Origin of the sequence: Albirhodobacter sp. R86504 (assembly GCF_042466415.1) — a bacterium.
Lineage (GTDB): Bacteria > Pseudomonadota > Alphaproteobacteria > Rhodobacterales > Rhodobacteraceae > Albirhodobacter.
This window is the reverse complement of sequence record NZ_JAXHCH010000002.1, coordinates 1182846-1202128: the sequence shown is the minus strand read 5'-3', so window position 1 is coordinate 1202128 and position 19283 is coordinate 1182846. Positions and strand designations below refer to the sequence as shown.

Here is a 19283-nt window from a genome sequence, read left to right as displayed (position 1 = left end):
TAATCTAAAGTATGTATAACACATACAGTATAGGTTGATGTCAATACGAAAGAGTTGTTTCTAATGTTATCGAAGGGTGCATCGACTGGCGCTGCTTGCGCGAAGGCGGCGCCCAGTTGCGCGCATTGTCTCGTGCAAAGCGCCATTGAGCGCATTGTATAGAATTGATTATTCGAGATTGAGCACTGCTGACCTGACCGTAATACTCCTATTTTTTAGGGCGGATACGCGTCGGGGGCTTAGGCGGCCTGGCCTCATGCAGAGGGTGGACAATCAAGATACACATCTTGGAGTTGCGAGCCTTGAGGGGGCTGAAGTCAACCTGTGACAATTTCCTTGTGGGATAAATGCAGAAGATCCATACTAAAGTTGTAACGCGATGACCAAATCGGAGTTCTGCGCGGCTTTTTGCAAGAAATCTCCGATTGACGCTGAAATATGAGCGTATCGTTTCTCAATCAGCGGGCGCGCCAGACAATAAGGGGCTAGGTATGGATCACACCACGTCATCGGATGCAAACGGCGCCGCGCAGGTCGGGGGCGCGCAGGTCGGGGGGGCGCGCGACCTTGGGTCGAATCGCGATGCGACTATGGCGACCTACCGTCCTGTGCTTCAATCGATCGCGCGGATGATTGGCACTGATCGGCGCGCGGCGGTACTGGCGACGGAGTTTGGGGAGGTTCTTTTGGCCAACTTACCCGCGCGGCGGCTCGGCCTTGCGGGGGAGGCGCTGGGGACTGCGCTGGCCAGTGCAGACCTGAACTGGCCTGATCTTTGCACGCGGGCGCAGCGCGCCGGCAGTGTGCGGATCAAGTTGCGTTTTGGGGAGTGCGATGTCGAAGGCGAACTGGTTCATTTGCCGCTCGGGCAGGCGGAGAGCTTTTTGCTACGGCTTTCGGAGACAGATCAAGAGGCGACTTGGCTGCGAAATCGCGCCCGCGCGGCGACGTTGATGCGTGTCGCGCATGATCTTCGCACCCCGATCCAATCGCTGCTCGTCGCTGCGGAGACCGCGCTGGATGCCCTTGAGGGCGGGCAAACTGGCGATGGCAGAACGATCCAGCGCCTTCAATTGCAGCGTGCCGCGGCGCTCGCGCTTGATCACATCAGCAATGTGTTGGGCGTTATCCGCGGGGAGCAGGGCCTGAGTGGATTGCGACCCGACGAAGATTTTTGCATCTCGAGTGAAATGCGCGGTCTGTTGGCCATGGTCACGCCGATCGCGGAGGCGCGTGGGGCGACGATTTCGCTATCGATGACGCCGTCGGAGGATATTTGGGTGCATGGTCCTGTCCGCTTCGCGCGCGCCTTGTGTCAGAATATGATTGATAACTCTGTGAAATATGGCGGTAAGGAAATTAGCGTCGCGCTTCGCTGTCGGCCGCTGTCGCCCATCTTGGACGGGATGACGGCCCCCGTGACAGCGCCGGACGGGGGGGGCACGGACGGGGGGGCGCCGGACGGGGGTGCGACGACTATCAAGAGCCACCCTGCCGCATCCGCCCACGGGATGGCGGGCGCACCGAATGACTTGCAAGAACCCACGCCGCACGTCATTGGCGCGGAGCCTGCCTATGCAATTTGCATTGAGGTCTGTGATCAGGGCGGCGGTATGCCTGATGCGCAAAAAGAGCGTCTTAACAAAGCTTTGGATCAGGCCATGGAGGGCCGTGAACAAGTCTCAAGGGCCGGCGGCACAGCGGATCGCGCGTCCTCCGGACTAGATGTCCTCGCACATGCGCTACGACAGCTAGGGGGGCGCTTGGAGATCCGTGATCGGGGGATGGACGGTGAACTCTTACCCGAAGATGCCGCGAGATCACCGGGGGAAGTGCTCGGCGCCAGTCTTCGCGCGACGTTTACCCTCAAGCGCGGCCTTGCGCGGGATTACCTGAACGCGAGTGGCGGCGACATGATCGCACCGCCCAAAGGCGCCCCGTCTTTGAAAGATGTCGGTATTTTGGTCGTCGAGGATAGCCCGTCGAGCCGTGATTGGCTTGTGCAGATGCTGCGCAGTGCGGGTGCGCGTGTGCAAGGGGTAGAGAACGGCATCGAAGCGTTGGAGATTTTACACAGCGATAAGGCGGCGCAGATCGACGTGATGTTGTCAGATATGACCTTGCCGTTCATCAGCGGCGTGGAGTTGGTCCGCCGGATCACACGCGCCCAAACCGATGGGACGCTGGGGTGGCGCGGGAAAATGCTGGGGTTGACCGCGCATGTTGATCATCGGTTGACGGATGCCTGCGTGCGGGCGGGGATGCAGCGTGTCCTTGAAAAGCCCATTCTTCCGGCGACGCTTTGTCACTCCATTCTCGACGCCCTAACCGCCGATGCAGCACATGTCCCGCCGGTGACAGCCGCAGATGCGCAACCTGTCGCGGACGTCACCGTGCCCCAAGACGCGGGAACAAGCGCAGCCAAGGACGAGCCGAGAAAACCGGCAAATGCCGCAAAGCGGACGGCTGTGAGGCGCGCAAACTCCTTGACGCTTATTGGTAAGGGAGGGCAGGGAGACGAGGAATATCAAGTTCTTGCGCAGAATGTTGTCTCTGAGCTTGTCGAACATCTGGGGCTGGTCGGGTCCGAGCGATTCATGCGACGTGCGCAAATCGAGGCGCAGTCGGTCCTTGCTGATATCGCAAGGGAGGGGATTGTCGCGGATACGGGGCGTTTGCTGCATGCGGCGACGGGGGCATGCGGTCTTGCGGGGTTGAAGCGCCTTGAGAGAAGTTTACGGGCGCTTGAGCTCGCGCTCAACGAGCCTGATGTCGATTTGGCCCCGTTAATTTGGGGCGTTGAAATCGCGCTCACCGACACTGCACGCGCCACGGAGGCCCTCACGGCAACGCATAATGTGTCAGACAGGTAGAGACCGCCGCTATGCCAAGGCGCCAACCTGCATGAGGATCGTGGCTTGCCACACACACCAAGTTTCCCACATATAGTCGCGTGAGGCGGGGAACTTGGGGCGGTTATCTCATCCAATGAGGCTTTCTGGTTGCTTGATTTTTTAAAATGCGGAATTAGCTGCTGCCGATCAAAGGGATACACCGCACAATGTCTAAACTGCTGAAAGTCCTCATCGCGGATGACCATGCGATGGTGATCGAGATGTTCGAGCACTTCTTGTCGAGCCTGCCGGATTTCGAAGCGACGACCGCTTTGGATTTGGAGGGCGCTTTGGTGAAGATCGAAAACGAGGGACCCTTCGATCTTGTCCTTCTGGATTTGAACATGCCGGGAATGAACGGCGTATCAGGCATGGGCAAAGCGCTGGAAAGCAACGGCGGGCAGCCTGTTGGAATTTTGACGAGCAATCCGTCGTCTCAGATCGTCTCGGAAATCTTGTCCGTCGGCGGGGCAGGTGTGATTTTGAAGACCGCTTCTTTGAAAGAGCTCGCCAATGAGATCAGGTTCATGGCGAATGGCGGGCGGTATGTGCCTGTCGAGTTGATGGACGCGCACCGAATTAAGGCGCGCGAAGCGGGAAACACGTTCTCGCTCTCAGACCGCGAACTGGGCGTGCTCGCGCTGTTGTCGGAGGGGATGCCCAACCGCGAGATCGGCGAGGCTTTGTCACTCGCAGAAGCGACGGTAAAAATGCACGTTAAATCCGTTTGCTCCAAGCTCGGGGCAAGCAACCGCACGCAAGCGGTGATTGTGGCGCGCGATATGAACATCATCTGAGACGAGGATCGCGCAAATCCTTAGAGTTGCGCGATGTTTATGCACGTAATGCGCGCCCGCGGGGTATGATCCCGCCGCAGCAGGCTCAAAACGCCACCCTATTGCGCGAGGGCAACCGTTTGAGGGGCGGCCATATCTCGGCGCGGCTTGAGGTCATAGCGGGTCAGAGCCCTCGAAATCGCTCGATCAAATGTGAGCCAAGCGGTTTCGCCGCCGGTCAAATGGGGCTGGATGGGGTTTCCAATCGATACCTCCAACCGCATCGGCGTGCCGTCATCATACTCGCTTTCCTTCATGTCGATGAAGGAATGAATCTCATCCTCGAGTTCGCTCGCGAGGCTGATGGAGCCTTTCCCCATCACGATCATGAACTGCCCGTCGCCCTTATAGGCCATCATATGGCCTTGGGTTCTCAACGCGGAGCGGATTGCATCCGCGACTTCGCTTAGCGCGTATTGGAACTCGTCTTCGGTGGCGCGCTCAAAGATGGTTTCGATATCATCTATCTTGACGACGAAGACCTGCGAGCAACTCAAGCCCACCGCAGACATTTGCATCAGGTAGTTCCCGAGAGAATGGTATCGGATAATATCGGGGAAGCCGGGAAGCGACACTTCTTGCGCGAGGGTGCGGGGCGGCATGTCGCGCCCAGCGTCATGTGTCTGGCGGGCGCGGGTCACCTCACTGTGGCGGGCCGCGATATGCTCGGCGGCGGTCGTCAGGCGCGCCCCTAGATCTGATACTTTAAAAGGCTTGGTCGTATAATCCGTTGCACCGGCCTCAAACGCCCGTTCAACATAATCGCGCGTTCGCATCGACGTGAGCATAATGATGGGGCAAGTGGCATAGCGCGGCATGGACCGCGCGTGGCGGCACAGCTCGATACCATTCATCCCGACCATACTTATGTCAAGCAACAGGCAATCGAAGGTCAAGCTTTCATCCATCAGCAGGGTGAGGGCCGCCTCGCCTGACCAAGCGGTAACAATGTCAGGATATCCCAGTCTCGTGCACATCGCCGCCATCATATCGCGCACGATCGCATCATCATCCACTGCAAGTATTTTCATACCCTATTTCCCGTTTGTGCAGGGGGTGCGCCCCCGTTTCGGATGCACGCATCCGCGGTCATGCCGCGCTGCGGATCTGATGGCTGCGATGATCAATTGTGTTTGCGATCTGGTCGCGTTCTGCGCCGTGTGGGGCGCCCTGAACACGTGCCCATGATCGGTTTATCCGATGGGAGGGGCGAAAGAGGCAAATCGAGATCCCGCAGTTTGGTTAGACTGTCATATATCTTTCGATAACACGACATACTTTAGAATGCATCTTCTTTTTGGGCTTTGCGGCGTCTTTGTTGCGGGCAGGAGGTCGGCGGCCCAACTCCCGCCAACATGTGCGTTTCTCAGAAACTCAGGCCGATTGAGAGGCCCAAGATCTGTGCATCATCGGTTACCTCTTTTTGAAATGGGTGGGCGACATAGAGGCTTACGGGTGTTTGTTGAACGTCAAAGGTCAACGATGCGCCGACGCTGCTGCGCAGGTGGAAGGCGTCGTCGATCTCGCCACCAAGCGTATCGTCGAGCCCCCAAGCCGCGCCCGTATCAATGAAAAGGCCACCTCGCATTGGCGTTTTCCAAGTCTGGCCGAAGTCTCGTTGCACCTCAAAGCTTGCGACGACATAGCTGTTGCCGCCGAGATAGTCGCCGCTATCTACGGGGCCAAGGCCGCGCGGTGCAAACCCGCGGAACCGGTCGGCGCCGAGGTAAGTGCGATCAAGCGCTCTGGTTGCGTTGCCATCGATGCCGTGAACCGTGCCCGCCTTAAGCCCTGCGAGAAAGCGGATATCGGGGGAGAGCGGGACCTGACTTGCGGCACTCAGGCGGGTGTCCGAAAGAGCATCAGGCGTGCCAATGTTCCAGATATATTGGTTCAGCGTGACACGGTACCCAAAGCGCGCCCCACCGCCTTGGGAACGGGGCCTGTCGCCGTCCGGCGCAAGATCGCCGCCAGCGTGTTCGACCCCGAAACGAAGGTAAGCCGCGGTAATTGCATCGCTATCTTCTGCCCGCAATAGGGCACTGGCGTCCGGATCAACGTCAAATATCTCTTGGTCCCTGACGCCGAGCGCTGCCTCCAGCCGCAGGTCGGGGCGGGGCGTCCACGCGAGATAGGGTTCGATCTGGAACAGATTTTGGGAGTAGCTGCGGTCATCATACTCGGCCTGACCAAGAATGAGATCGATCCCGAGATCAAACTGCGTGTCAAAAATCTCGGTGTGGTAGAGCGCGGCAGAAAGGCTCTGGATCTCCGAGTTATAGTCAAGGCTGACCGATCCGTAGGTTTTGGGAAAAAGATTATAGCGTTCAAACGACACCCGGGCGGTCGGCCCGTCTTGCGAAACATAGCCGATGCTTGCTTCGATGCGGCCCGGGCGCGTGTTGAGTTCTTGCACGGTAATGACAAGTGTTTGGGCCTCGCGCGAAAGCGCTACCGTTTCAAACGCGTCAGTCGACAGCAAACAGTCCTCAATCGCGCGCAAATCGTAATCGCTATAGGCGATGCCCACCTCGGCGCCGCAGGTCATTTGAATCTGATCGGCAGGAATAAACTCTGCGCCTCGCACCTCGACATTGCGCACGATGCGCGTCTCCTGCGCCAGACCTTGCGTGACGGGAAGGGCGGCGATGCCAAGTCCCAAAGTCAGACGAAGCGCGCGCGCGCGGGCGGAGGCAGTATCGCGCGGCGGAGCCAACCGGGGATCGGAGCGTGTCGGGAGTTTGGTCTGAGTGGGCACGGGCAGGGGAGCTTTCACAGTCAAAAAAGGATCATCGCAGCGCAGGGCGGGGGCAGGTTGGGGGCAGGGCGCATAGTTGGAGGGGCGCATGTAGGACGGGCGCGGGCCGCTTACCGCAGCCGCGCCTTGATGAGCGGCCGCGTGAGATAGCTCAAAACCGATCTATCCCCGCTTTCAATATCGACCTGCGCCAGCATACCGGGGCGGATCATGAATTTCTCGCCGAACCGCTCGAGATAGCTGCGCTCGGTCCGGATCATCACGCGGTAGAAATCCTGCGGGCCTTGGGCGGTATCTTCCTCGACGGTGTCCTCGGATATTTGCGTCACAGTGCCGGTCAGATCGCCGTAGGTCGAGAAATCATAGGCGGTGATTTTGACGGATGCGGGCATTCCGGGCGCAATAAAAGCGACATCGCGCGGCAAGACCTTGGTCTCGATCATCAGTTGATCGTCAGCGGGCGAAATTTCCATTATTTTTTCGCCCGGCTGGATCACGCCGCCAAGAGTGGTGATGTCAATGTTATTGACCCGTCCCGCAACAGGTGAGCGGATCTCCGTGCGCGTGAATTCATCCTGCTTTTGCACCAGTTCTTGTTGCAAAGCCGTCAGTTTCGCGCGGCGTTCGGCAAGGTCTTTATAAGCATCTTGCACGTAGACGTTGCGCGTCTCTCCGAGTTTTCCTTCGAGTTCGGCGCGCTTTTGTTCGAGCTGGAGGAGGTCGATCCGGCTGACGGAGCCGTTTGCCGCGAGCGGGCCGACGATGTCGAGTTGCTCCTGAATGGTGCGGTGCTCGGCTTCGAGGGCTTTGATGGAGGCTTCCAATTTCGTGCGGCGCGCGGTGAATAGGCGTAGCTCGGTCGCTTGAGCTTCGTTCGGGGTGGGGCCAAAATCGAGCGCGGGCCTTTCGAGAACTTCGGCTTCGAGGCGCGCGACCTCGGCTTGCAGCGAAATGATTTCGGATTGGGTCGCGCGGAATGCGGATTCGGACCGCGTGGGGTCGAGTTGGGCAAGGACTTGACCTTCCTCAACGATATCCCCTTCTTGCACCTGCAAATTGGCGAGAATGCCACCTTCCAAACTCTGAATTGTTTGCATCCGCCGCAAGGGCACCACCCGGCCGTCACCCCGCGTGATTTCATTGATCTGCGCGATGGCCGCCCAAGTGACTGCGATAATCAGGGTCAGAACGATGGCTTGAATAACCAGCCGCGCCTGTTTCAGCGCCTTGCGGCGATAGCTGCCGTCGATATGACTTGTGAGCGCGTAGTCCGTGTTCATGTGACGGCCTTAACGGGATGTTTTTGCGCGGAATTCGCACGTGCCGTATTCAGGATTTTCAGCAGATCGCCGTCGCGCGCAACGCGCCCGTCCTTCAAAACCACCGCGCGTTCCGTCAAGGATAACAGCTCGCGTTTATGCGTCGAGATGATCGTTGTGCGGCCCTTTAGCCAGGTTTTGAGATGCGAGATCACCTGCGCTTCTGTGACATGATCGAAGGCGGCGGTCGGCTCGTCCAGCAACACGATACGAGGGTCCTGCAAGAGCACACGCGCAAGGCCAATGGATTGGCGCTGCCCGCCCGAGACATTCGCATTTCCGTGGATTTGCAAATCCAGCCCGCGCACATGCCGACGCACAAACGTGCCCAGACCAACCGCATCAAGCGCGCCAAGAAGTTCGTCGTCGCTGTGCAACCCGTGATCGAGCAAAAGATTATCGCGCAAGGTTCCTTGGAACAGCGCAACGCTTTGGGGCAGGTATCCGATTTGCCGCCGACGGTTGATCGGGTCAATCTGGCTGAGGGACAGATCGTCGACAAGAACGCTGCCCGATTGCGGATCGGTCAATCCCGCGAGCAGGCGCAGCAATGTGGATTTCCCCGCGCCGTTGCCGCCCAGCAACGCGATATGCTCGCCCGCAGCGATTTTGAGCGACGGAATCGAGATAACGGGAGGGGCTTGGGGGTCATGGCGGTAGACCACATCCTCCAAGTGATAGGTGCCGTCGAGATGCGATTTTCGAACGAAATGTCGGTCATTCGGGCGTTCGACGGGCAGGTCCATGATCCTGTCCAGACCTTCCATCGCGGCGCGCACATGCTGCCAGCGCGCAAGCAAACCAGCAACTTGCCCCATCGGCGTCATCGCGCGGCTCGACAATAGGGTGCACGCAATCAAGCTACCGACCGTCAGCTCCCCCGCACTGATCAGGTAAACGCCAGCGATAATTACCCCAGCGTAAGCAAGCTTTTGAACGGAGCTGACAAGCTGGGTCATCAGATTGGTCAGCCCGCGTGTGCGCAGCGATGTTGTCGCCATTGTTGCGGTCAAATGAGCATGGGCCCGCTGCAATCGCCCCTCGGCGCGGGCGGCCTTCACCGTCTCTAAATTGCTAATCGTTTCAAGGAGCAAACCATTGAGGGCGGCGGCCTCGCGCGTGTTCTCGCGTGACGCGCGCCCCAATCTTTTTTGCATCAACAGGCCCGGCAAAATGGTCAGGATCACCCCCGCCAGCACCACAAGGGCAATCGGCCCACCGATCGACCAGATCACCGCGACAAAGATCAAAACGAATGGCAAATCGCAAATCGCCGTCACAGTGCCGGACGTGAAGAATTCGCGCACGGTTGCAAAATCGCGGACTTGGTTGGCGAAGACACCCGTTGAGGCGGGCTGTGCCGATAGCCGCATATTCGTAACTTTGTCAAAGAGTTGCGATGACAACCTCAAGTCAAGATCGCCGCCTGAAACATCAATCAGCGAGGCCCTCATGAGGCGCAGCATCAATTCGAGCAAGATCGCAATGCCCACGCCGCTCGCCAAAATCCACAAGGTGTCAAACGCGTTGTTGGGCACGACGCGGTCATAGACTTGCATCGAGAATAGCGCCGTCACAACAGCCAGGAGGTTTGCGGCGAAAGAGGCGAGCATGACATTGCTATAAATTCGCCAGTTCCCCAGCACGGGGCCCAAAATCCAGTGCCGGTCATCTTTGCTGCGCGCGTCCAAGCGGTCCGCGACAATATCCAGCGGCTTTGAAATCAGCACCCGCCCGTCATGGGCGGCTAAAAGATCTTGCAGATCCCAAAGCGCCCGCCCACCGCCCGTCTCGGGCAGGATGAGTTTTGCCTTGTGTTGGGAGATTTCCTCCAGCACGACACAGCGCCCATCCGTCAAGAACACCAGCGCCGGAAGGCTGTGGATGGGAAGCTTTTGCACAGGCTCCCGACTGATCCGGCAGCTCATATTCGCGCGCCGCAAGGCTAGGGGCGCAAGCGCCGCCGTCAGAGGCTCGCCGGTCGCGCGCGGTAGGCCGTCCGTCAATTGCGTCGGATTGGTCGCCACCCCTTGAACGCGGCAAAGCTCGACGAGGCCGGCAACGAGCGGATCTGAATGTGGGTCGTCCATCATTTACACTCCTTGCAAGGTGTCGTCTGAGCGGTCTGGGGTGGGGATCAGGGGCATCAGTTCGAGCTCGTGAAAATGAGTGTCCCAAGCACGCCAAGATCGCGGGCGGCGGTGTATTCGGTGCGTTTGCGTTCCTCAGAGGTTTCGATCTGGTCAATTTCTGCGTCGTAAAGATCGCGCCCCGTGGTCAACAGGTCGAGAAGCTCGCGCTGGCCGCCGATAAATTGCTTCTCATAGGCGTCGAGTACGTTGGCGGCCTCATTGAGCTGCGCTCTGCGCGATGTCTCACTGGTGCGCAGGATTTGGAGCTGTTGCAGGGCGCTGGTGGCGGTATTCGTCAATTGGCGTTCGGTCGATACCAAGGTGGCCTCGGCCGCTTGCAGATTGAGCTGTGCCGATTGGATCTTGCGTTTGCCAAGCCCGCTAGAGCTGAGGTCAACACCCGCCGACAGGCCCAAAGCCGTCTTCGTCGCGCCACCGTTCAGGTCGGCGCGGGCCTGCGCCTGAAGATTGATCGTCGGGTAACGGGAGGCCCTCGCAATGTCGATCTGGGCGGCCGCCTCGGCTGTGCTCGCGCGGGCGGCGATGTAATCCGGAGCGATCCGGACGGCGGATCGGATCTTGGCAGGGTTTGCGTAGTGGCGATCAAAGTTCAGGGCAGGGGGCGGCGCCAACTGCGTCACTTCGGTGCCGGTCAGAAATCCGATTTGCGATAAGGCGATGCTGCGATTGGCGACAAGCTGGGCCAGTTGATCATTCGCCCGCGCAATCTCCAGCTGCGCGCGCGCCACCTCACCGATATCACTCAAACCGGCGCTTGCCCGATCCTGCGCCTGTTTGGCGATGCGTTGCGTGAAGGCGTAATAGGTTCGTGTGCTTCGGATTTTTTCATCGATCGCTTCGGTGTCGAGATAATACTCCGCGACCTGAAGCGTCATATCCTCGACCGCCATCTTTAGATCCGATACGGCCTGCACGCGCACCTGCGAGGCGGCGGAGATCGTGTTGCGGATCAGCCCCCAATCGTAGAGCACCTGCGTCACGGTGAGGGTGATGCCGGGGCCATCGGTTGACGTGGTCGAACTGTCGCCCGAGAGGCTGATATTGGGGTAATAACCGTCGCGCGCGGATTGGATGTCAATTGACCGGCTGGCGACTTGGGTGCGGAGGGCCGTGACATTTGCATCCCGTTCGACCGCGCTCAGCACGGCCTGTTTGAGGCTCATCTGTGCCGTGGCGGGGGATGTGGTCAATGCGAGCAGCGCGGCGATGAAGACGATGCGTTTGCGCGGCTGGGTGCGGATCTTAGGCGTGGGGGCCCTGAGGGCGTGAGAGAGGCGCGGGCGGCGGATCATAGGTCGGACTCCAAGATGAACTCCGACAGAAGATCGGAAGGCGCGGCGAGGGTAAGGACTGTGTGGTCTGCGATGCCATGGGCGTTCATCACATGCGCGCCCGAGAGATCGGTGGTCTGTGCGCCAAAATAATCAGGCTCACTGGTCGTCACAGGCACGAGATCATCAGGCGACCTCTGAGATGCGCCAAAATCTTCGGCATCTTCCTGCGTGCTCTTAAATGCTGCGGCATCGCCTTCATCGTCTGATGCGCGCATCTCGGCAAACGCGCCCCTGTCGGACGGGGACGCAGAACCGCCGGCTTGGGAGGCGTCATCGTAGAAATACGCCATGTCATCCGAGCTCGCATCGGGCGCGCCGACAAAGCGATCCACCTCCGCCGCGAGTTCGGCCTCCTCGGTTGCGCCCTCGATTGGGGTGACGGCTACTGGCTCGGCATCGGTGCTGAGGGCCTCGGTGTCGAGAGCTTCGTCCTGCGATGTTGTGGTTGAAGCGACGGGCGAGGCGCTTGTCGCCTCATCATTATTGGCGAACAAAACTGTGCCCGATGAGAAGCCCAGCCCTGCAAACAGGGCTGGCTTTGCCCATGCGCCACCGAAATTGCCCGTCTCTTGCGTGACGGCCTGCATCGATGATCCGCCTGGCTCTCCCGCATCAATCGGCGCGAAGCTCTCGGTGGGCGAGAGTGTGTCGTTGGGTTCGGGCGCGAGCAAACCCGTTACAAGGACTTCGCCATCCGCTGCGACAAGCCGGCTGAAATCACCAGTCTCGCCAATGACAAAGAAATTTGTGGCGATAAGCGTTTCACCATCCGCGAAGGTCACAATCAGGTCGGCGCCAACTTTGTCATAGCTTTGGACGGCTGCGTTGCTTTGAGTGAGGCGAATATCTGTTGGATGGGAAATCTTCAGGGGCGACAAAACATACTGGGGCGATGGGATCGGGGCACCAACATTTTGCGTTGTGATCTCGATAGCCATTTTGTTGATCGCCCCATGTGTTTATTTGACTGGCACCGTAAAAAACCTTCAGATTTCTCGCGAAACAACTCGGTTCGCAAAGGTATTAAGGCTCGCACCAAACATATACGTCACAGAATCTTTATCGAATTTTTGATATGAATAATCAAGGCCTTCGTGCGTCAGATGGGGGCGTTAACGCAAAGAATTAAAAATATTCGAATTGAGTGGCGCGCGATTTTTATAATTCAACTTGATATACCTAGGATAAGATCGTGTCTGTGTGGTGAATAAGCGCGATTGGCCGCGACATTTTAGATAATGCGCGCCTCAAAAATGAGGGGTCAAATATTGGACAGATTACGAATATTATGCTTCGTCATCGCCAGAGAGGCCCGAGCCGAGGCCGCCCAACAATCCGCCAGTCGTCTCCAGCGGAGCCTCGAATAGGGTGTGGAGCGCGTCTTCGATAGCAGCGTCGCCCAAAAGGTCATCGGTCGTCGAAAGGCCGTCCGAGAGGGTGCCCGACAGCCCGTCGCCAAGCGCGCTTGGATCGCCTTCTCCGAGTAGCGCTTCAAATTCGGCGGCTGTGCCGTAAATCGTCTCGCCACTTTCGCCCAATAGGTCGTTCAGGAGGCTGTCGATTTCTGCATCCGGTGCGAAGCCGCTGTCATCTCCCGTATGAGCGGAGAGAATTTCGTCCTCGCCAGTGAGTGCAGAGATGAGATCATTCACGCTCAGGTCGTCGTGCTGGGCCGCATCCCCTGCGCCAAGGCCGAACACATCAATGTCGCCCAACAAATCCGCCAAAAGCGTGTCGGGCGCGAGATCTAGGGGCGCGGCGCCACCGGTGAGGGTTTCAATTGCGGGCGCCCCAGTCACGCCTCCTGCGGCAGATCCGCCGAGAAGCCCGCCCAAAAGATCATCAAGCTCGGCATCAGACTGGACGTCGAGGGCCTGCGCCTCTGTCTCCTCCGGCAGATCCGCCGCAAGAAGCGGGCCGGGAATAAGCGATCCAAGCGCAGTGCCCCCTAAAAGCCCGCCCACAAGCCCCTCGCGGCCCAGAATTGATCCGAGCGGCCCGCCAGCAAGTGAGCCGGTGAGATCCGTCACAGGTGTCAAAACATCGGCCACGGTGTCGACGACAGGGGCAAGCGTATCAAGGACGGGGTCAAGCACATCCGTCGCTGTATCGACGACGTCCGTGACGGTATCAAGGACAGGGTCGAGCACATCCGTCGCTGTGTCGACAACATCGGTGACGGTATCAAGGACAGGGTCGAGCACATCCGTCGCTGTATCGACAACGTCGGTGACGGTATCAAGGACAGGGTCAAGCACGTCGGTCACTGTATCGACGACGTCCGTGACGGTATCAAGAACGGGGTCAAGCACGTCGGTCACTGTGTCGACGACGTCCGTGACGGTATCAAGAACGGGGTCGAGCACGTCGGTCACTGTATCGACGACGTCCGTGACGGTATCCAAAACAGGGTCAAGCACGTCGGTCACTGTATCGACGACGTCCGTGACGGTATCAAGAACGGGGTCAAGCACGTCGGTCACTGTGTCGACGACGTCCGTGACGGTATCAAGAACGGGGTCGAGCACGTCGGTCACCGTGTCGACGACGTCCGTGACGGTATCAAGAACGGGGTCGAGCACATCGGTCACCGTGTCGACGACATCCGTAACGGTATCCAGAACAGGGTCGAGCAAGTCGGTCACTGTGTCGACGACGTCCGTAACGGTATCAAGAACGGGGTCGAGCACGTCGGTCACTGTGTCGACAACGTCCGGCGCGGGCGACACTTCGGGGACGGGGGTATCGGGGAGCGTGGCGGGAGTGTCCGCAGGGCCATCCGTAAGAACGGGAGCCGTTGGAAGCGGGTCTGTGGCGTCGGGCTCCTCCGTCAAGATCGAGGCCGGCCTTGTTGGTTGCAGAGCGGTGGGGAAGGTTGTTGTTGATGTTGAATGGGTCGAGGCAATCGTCTGCGAGGCGGCCTCGACGTGGAGATGCGCATTGGGCGTCTCGACATAGCTGCTGCGCTCGGTTGCACTGCCTAAGCGGCCTATCTCTGCGTTTGCTGTCTCAGTCTCGGCTGGCTGGACCTCGCTTGTGAGCGAGGGCGCTGCCGCCCCTTCCGGCAGTGGCGCGGCGCCAGAAGCCGGCTCCATCGCCTCGACGCCCTGCGTCGCAGCGGCGCCTTGCTCGGACTGCGCGGCAGGGTCGGCCGTGGTGGGGGTCAGATTGGCGGCGTGGGAGAGAACGGCTTGGGTGTCTGGCGATGCGGCTTGCAAAGCCAGCCCCATACCGATCGCGCTTGCGCTCGCATGAAGGCCGGATTTCCCTGTCGTATCCTCACGATCAACGCGCACGGCCTGAGTGAGGCCATGCGCGTTCTCTTGAACGTCAGGGCGCGTTTGGGCGCCGTTTTGGGTATTCTTGTTCGCCAAGAACTTTGCTCCAAATCGCTGCGGTCTTATTTCGCCATCGTTTGGCTAGGGGGTGACATCAAGAAGGTCGTGCAGTGTCGAAAGGTGGTGTCGTGTGGTGGTTGCATACATTAGTATGGATATTCCTGTGGGTTTGCAAACGAAATCGATAAGCGCCGACGATCAGACACGCCCACGTGGGCGCGCACAACGGGGCAAGCCCGCCAATCGCGCGGATAACCCGCCTTCGGGAACTTTCCTGCCTCTCGCGTGTTGGGTCTGTGCAGAGCATTCCTCAATGACTTGACCAAAGAGGCACAGCATGACCACTAAAAAAGATACCCCGCCGACGACGACCGATGCGGGGATCCGCGTTCAGAGTGACGAGCATTCCCTGACAGTGGGCCCTGATGGGCCGATCGTGTTGAACGATCACTACCTTCTGGAACAGATGGCGAATTTTAACCGCGAGCGTATCCCTGAACGCCAGCCTCACGCCAAGGGCTCGGGCGCATTCGGCACGTTCAAGATGACGCAGGATGTCTCGAAATACACTAAGGCCAAGATTTTCCAGCCGGGTGCCGAATGTGATGTCGTCATGCGGTTCTCAACCGTGGCAGGCGAGCGGGGCAGCCCTGACACATGGCGCGATCCGCGGGGTTTTTCGGTGAAAATGTACACCGAGGATGGAAATTTCGACATGGTCGGGAACAATACTCCCGTGTTTTTCATTCGCGACCCAATGAAATTCCAGCATTTCATCCGCAGCCAGAAGCGTCGCGCGGATAACAATTTGCGTGACCATGACATGCAGTGGGACTTTTGGACGTTATCGCCCGAAAGCGCGCATCAGGTCGCTTATTTGATGGGGGATCGTGGCATCCCGCGCACGTGGCGCGAGATGAATGGCTATTCCAGCCACACCTATTCTTTAATCAACGCGCAGGGTGAGAAATTCTGGGTGAAGTTCCATTTCCATACCGATCAGGGAGATGGCAATGCATATTTCGGACAGGAGGAAGCCGATAAGATGGCAGGGGCAGATGGCGATTTCCATCGCCGTGATCTGTTCAACGCCATCGCTGAGGGCAACCATCCAAGCTGGACGTTGAAATGGCAGATCATGCCGTTTGAGGACGCGAAAACGTATCGGATCAACCCGTTCGATCTTACGAAAGTCTGGCCTCATAAGGATTACCCGTTGATTGAGGTCGGCAAACTGACGTTGACCCGCAATCCGACAGATTTCCATACGGAGATTGAGCAGGCTGCGTTTGAGCCCAATAATATGGTGCCAGGAGTTGGGCTCTCGCCCGATAAGATGCTGCTTGCGCGCGGATTTTCCTATGCGGATGCGCACCGTGCGCGGTTGGGCGTGAATTACAAGCACATCCCCGTCAACACGCCCAAGTCGCCAGTCCATAGCTATTCAAAGGATGGCGCCGGGCGCACCGTGAATGTTGCGGACCCGGTCTATGCGCCGAATTCCTACGGCGGTCCCGCCGCCCAACCTCAGGCGCATGACGAGGCGGGCCTGTGGCATTCGGACGGCGATATGGTCCGCAAGGCCTACACGTTGCGTGAGGACGATGACGACTGGACGCAGGCGGGCATTTTGGTGCGCGAAGTGATGGACGATGCCGCGCGAGAGCGGCTCATCGCCAACGCGGCGGGGCATTTGGCGGACGGGGTGAGTGAGAAAGTCCTGCTCCGCGCGTTTGACTACTGGCGCAACATCGATGCAACGGTCGGCGCGCGCATCGAGGCGGCTGTGCGCGACAAGCTCGGGGGGCCATCGACCGCGCCGGGGCTTGCCTCAGCCAAAAGCATCAGCGGATGATCGCCAACCGACGGTGACATCTGATATCGGGGCGGCGATCATCGCGATTGCCGCCCCATCGCGATTGCCGCCCCATCGCGATTGCCGCCCCATCGCGATTGCCGCCCCATCGCGTCAACCGCGCCGCGTTAACCGCGCCGCTCTAAGAGGCCCTGCGCCCAGCGATCGGTGGATGCACCAAAACAGTCATGCAGGGAATCCGCCGCGATGACGCTGCCCAATGAAAGACGCCCCAGCAAACACGCGGATCCGGCCCCTGCCAAATTGCGCTGGTTGAGGGATCCATCCGGACCGGTCTGCGCGCCCAACCCTTCGTCGAGCGGTAGAATAAAGCCGCCCTCAACCGCCCTGCGGATAAGTGGGTCGGTTACGTGGTCCAGATCGGGGCTTGGCAAAACCGCGTCGATCATGGCGGTTGCCAGCATCTCATCCTCGCCCTCAACCAATTGCCAGCCTTGCGCGCATAGCGCGATATCGGGATCTTCCACGATCCGCAGGCTCACCAGACCGTCTTTAATCAGCATCTCCAATTGCTCGGAGGCGACAACGTTGGGGCCGTAGCTAAACCGCTTGAGCCCTTCGTCGAACTTGATCACGGCTTTGGCGGTCGCGGGCGAAATTTCGGCGCTATTGAATGCCGCGCGGATCTCGTTTTGCAGCTTCCGCCAGATTTGCCCGATCGTGTAATCAATCGCCGGAGGGGTGCGGCCACGCGCCATCGCGATTGTGCGGCGCAACTCCTCCAGCGTATCTCCGTGCTCATGCGTCGCATCCGCGCAGCGCTCGATCTCCAGCCAGTGCGCGATGTCATCCTCACATGTCGTCGCGCCGCAGTGATTGAGGATACGCGAGACAGGCGAGATCAGCGCGGCGCTGATGGTTTCCAGCGCCGTCGCGCCAGCTTGGGACAGGGCGCGCGTCATTGCATCAGTGAACGCGCTGATCTCTGCTGTCGTCAGATCGAACTGCGCGTCGATCTCGGCCGTGGCGGGTTTGGGGGCGGGGGCGAGCCCGTTGAACGAGAAGGGAATGATCTTCGACGGCTCCGCGCCGGATCTGATGTAGCGCCCGCCTTCAAACCGCCCTTTAAGGCCGAGGGTGAGCCCCCGCAGCACATCATGCGTCGACAGCCCCAAACCACGAATGGCCACCACGCGGCCCTGCCACGCCTGCGCATGTGTTAACAGCGCCGTAACGGGGTAGGCGGGGCAAAGATCGAGGCCCCGATCCTGCGCGTGATTTTGCCAGCGCTGCAATTGCGGATCGGGAGCGGTCGCGGGCTGGCCGACACAGATCAGAACCTCGTCATAGGGACCGTGCGGCGCGTCTTCGGACAGGATCCACCAACCCGTAGATCGACGCTCCAACGCGGTTGCGCAGGCGGCATGATGCGCAATTTTCAATGTCGCGCTGGCGGCACGCAACGCGGCAAAGCGTGCCTCCAAATAAGCGCCAAGCGCGCGGCGCGGCGGAAAGGTCTCGGGGGTCGAATTTTCATCCCACCAAATGTCAAACGGCGCGATATGGGGCCGCAAAATATCGGGCGGGGTGATCTCCAACGCCCGCACGGGGATATTCAGTTCGCATAGGTCATGCTCGTCAGGATGAAAATTCGGCCCCGCGCCGAGCGCGTCTGTCGGGTCGAAAATGTCGATCGTAAACAGATAGTCGCGGTCTTGAGCCGCCGTCGCCAAAGCCTCCAGCGCGCCCAAGCCACGCGGGCCAAATCCGATGATGGCGAGTTTGCACTCGCTGTGGGGACGGGGCATCGTGCTATCCTTTGCGCAGGGTGGTGGTTTTGTGAGGCCTGTCCGCAAGTGGCCAGCACATCGACAGACTGTAAACCAAGATAGGCGCAGGGCAATGCGGTGATCCGTTTTTCATGCCGCAGCCTTGCGACAGGGGGCCGGAAGACCAAAATGGCCTAGGCACCCGAAACGTCCTTTGAAACGCAAAACGGGAAGGAGTTTCCCCCCTCCCGTTTCCCGTCAGCTGGTCAAGCGATTACCAAGAGGTAATCACAGCACCTTCATAGCTATCGTCGATAAATTTCTTCACCGCGTCCGAATGGTATGCCTCCACGAGGGTTTTCACCCAAGGCTGGTCCTCGTCGCCTTTGCGCACCACAATCACGTTTACATACGGGCTTTGCGCCTTTTCCATCGCGATGGAATCCGTTTTCGGGCTCAGCCCTGCCGCGATGGCGTAGTTTGTGTTGATGATCGCGATATCCGCATCGGCCAATGTGCGCGGAAGCTGCGCCGCGTCGAGCTCGAGGAACTCAAGGTTCTTCGGGTTCTCGGAGACGTCGAGCGGGCTCGGGATCAGGCCCGTGCCCTCAGCCAAGGTCAGCAGACCGAGGTCTTGCAACAGCAGCAGCGCGCGGCCGCCGTTGGTCGGATCATTCGGGATCGCCACTTTCGCGCCGTCGTTGAGCGCGGCCATATCGGTGACCTTGTCGGAATAGATCCCCATTGGCGTGGTGATCGTATTGCCCACAACCACCAGCTCGAACCCGCGATCCTTCATCTGGTTTTCAAGATAGGGCACGTGCTGGAACGAGTTGGCCTGAATATCGCCATCCGCAAGCGCGGTGTTCGGGATCACGTAGTCGGAAAACTCGACGACATCGATATCGAGGCCCATCGGTTCTGCCACTTTGGCGACTTCTTCCATGATCTCGGCATGCTCGCCCGGCGAGACGCCGACTTTGATCGCATCGGCCATCAGGGCCGTCGCGGCGAGAGCGAAGATCGACGTAAGGGTTGTGAGACGCAACATTGCATGTTCCTTCAA

Annotated in this window: 12 protein-coding genes; 3 read left to right on the top strand and 9 right to left on the bottom strand. The window is 59.2% G+C overall.

Going from position 1 to position 19283, the window contains the following annotated elements:
- Positions 1 to 491: 491 nt before the first annotated feature.
- Positions 492 to 2873 carry a response regulator gene (locus tag SJY32_RS07795; RefSeq protein WP_376873567.1) on the top strand — a complete coding sequence of 794 codons (2382 nt, stop codon included), beginning with the start codon at positions 492 to 494 and terminating at the stop codon, positions 2871 to 2873.
- Between the two features lie 188 nt (positions 2874 to 3061).
- Positions 3062 to 3691 carry a LuxR C-terminal-related transcriptional regulator gene (locus SJY32_RS07790; RefSeq protein WP_376873565.1) on the top strand — a complete coding sequence of 210 codons (630 nt, stop codon included), beginning with the start codon at positions 3062 to 3064 and terminating at the stop codon, positions 3689 to 3691.
- Positions 3692 to 3789: 98 nt separating this feature from the next.
- Here the strand turns inward: SJY32_RS07790 and SJY32_RS07785 are convergent, their stop codons facing one another.
- From SJY32_RS07785 to SJY32_RS07755, 7 genes are all read right to left on the bottom strand, one after another.
- Positions 3790 to 4761: a response regulator gene (locus SJY32_RS07785; protein WP_376873563.1), complete on the bottom strand. Its 972-nt coding sequence runs from the start codon at positions 4759 to 4761 to the stop codon at positions 3790 to 3792.
- 335 nt (positions 4762 to 5096) lie between these two features.
- On the bottom strand, positions 5097 to 6506 hold the full coding sequence (locus SJY32_RS07780) for a BamA/TamA family outer membrane protein (RefSeq protein ID WP_376877638.1): 1410 nt from the start codon (positions 6504 to 6506) through the stop codon (positions 5097 to 5099).
- A 92-nt stretch (positions 6507 to 6598) separates the two neighbouring features.
- Positions 6599 to 7768 carry an HlyD family efflux transporter periplasmic adaptor subunit gene (locus tag SJY32_RS07775; RefSeq protein ID WP_376873561.1) on the bottom strand — a complete coding sequence of 390 codons (1170 nt, stop codon included), beginning with the start codon at positions 7766 to 7768 and terminating at the stop codon, positions 6599 to 6601.
- The gene (locus SJY32_RS07770) at positions 7765 to 9900 is read right to left on the bottom strand and encodes a type I secretion system permease/ATPase (RefSeq protein WP_376873559.1); all 2136 of its coding nucleotides are present in this window, start codon (positions 9898 to 9900) and stop codon (positions 7765 to 7767) included. The genes SJY32_RS07775 and SJY32_RS07770 overlap by 4 nt, the downstream gene beginning before the upstream one ends.
- Before the next feature lie 53 nt (positions 9901 to 9953).
- Positions 9954 to 11252, bottom strand: coding sequence for a TolC family protein (locus tag SJY32_RS07765; RefSeq protein ID WP_376873557.1), 1299 nt, complete (start codon positions 11250 to 11252; stop codon positions 9954 to 9956).
- Positions 11249 to 12232, bottom strand: coding sequence for a hypothetical protein (locus tag SJY32_RS07760; RefSeq protein ID WP_376873555.1), 984 nt, complete (start codon positions 12230 to 12232; stop codon positions 11249 to 11251). The genes SJY32_RS07765 and SJY32_RS07760 overlap by 4 nt, the downstream gene beginning before the upstream one ends.
- 348 nt (positions 12233 to 12580) lie before the next feature.
- Positions 12581 to 14668 carry a hypothetical protein gene (locus tag SJY32_RS07755; protein ID WP_376873553.1) on the bottom strand — a complete coding sequence of 696 codons (2088 nt, stop codon included), beginning with the start codon at positions 14666 to 14668 and terminating at the stop codon, positions 12581 to 12583.
- Positions 14669 to 14969: 301 nt separating this feature from the next.
- Here SJY32_RS07755 and SJY32_RS07750 point away from each other — a divergent pair, with 301 nt between their 5' ends.
- Positions 14970 to 16487, top strand: a complete 1518-nt coding sequence (locus SJY32_RS07750; protein ID WP_376873551.1) for a catalase — start codon at positions 14970 to 14972, stop codon at positions 16485 to 16487.
- 128 nt (positions 16488 to 16615) lie between these two features.
- Here SJY32_RS07750 and SJY32_RS07745 read toward each other — a convergent pair whose 3' ends face one another.
- Together SJY32_RS07745 and SJY32_RS07740 are read right to left on the bottom strand one after the other, a co-directional pair.
- On the bottom strand, positions 16616 to 18256 hold the full coding sequence (locus SJY32_RS07745) for an FAD/NAD(P)-binding protein (protein ID WP_376873549.1): 1641 nt from the start codon (positions 18254 to 18256) through the stop codon (positions 16616 to 16618).
- Between the two features lie 235 nt (positions 18257 to 18491).
- Positions 18492 to 19268, bottom strand: a complete 777-nt coding sequence (locus tag SJY32_RS07740; RefSeq protein WP_376873547.1) for a MetQ/NlpA family ABC transporter substrate-binding protein — start codon at positions 19266 to 19268, stop codon at positions 18492 to 18494.
- Between the last annotated feature and the right edge of the window lie 15 nt (positions 19269 to 19283).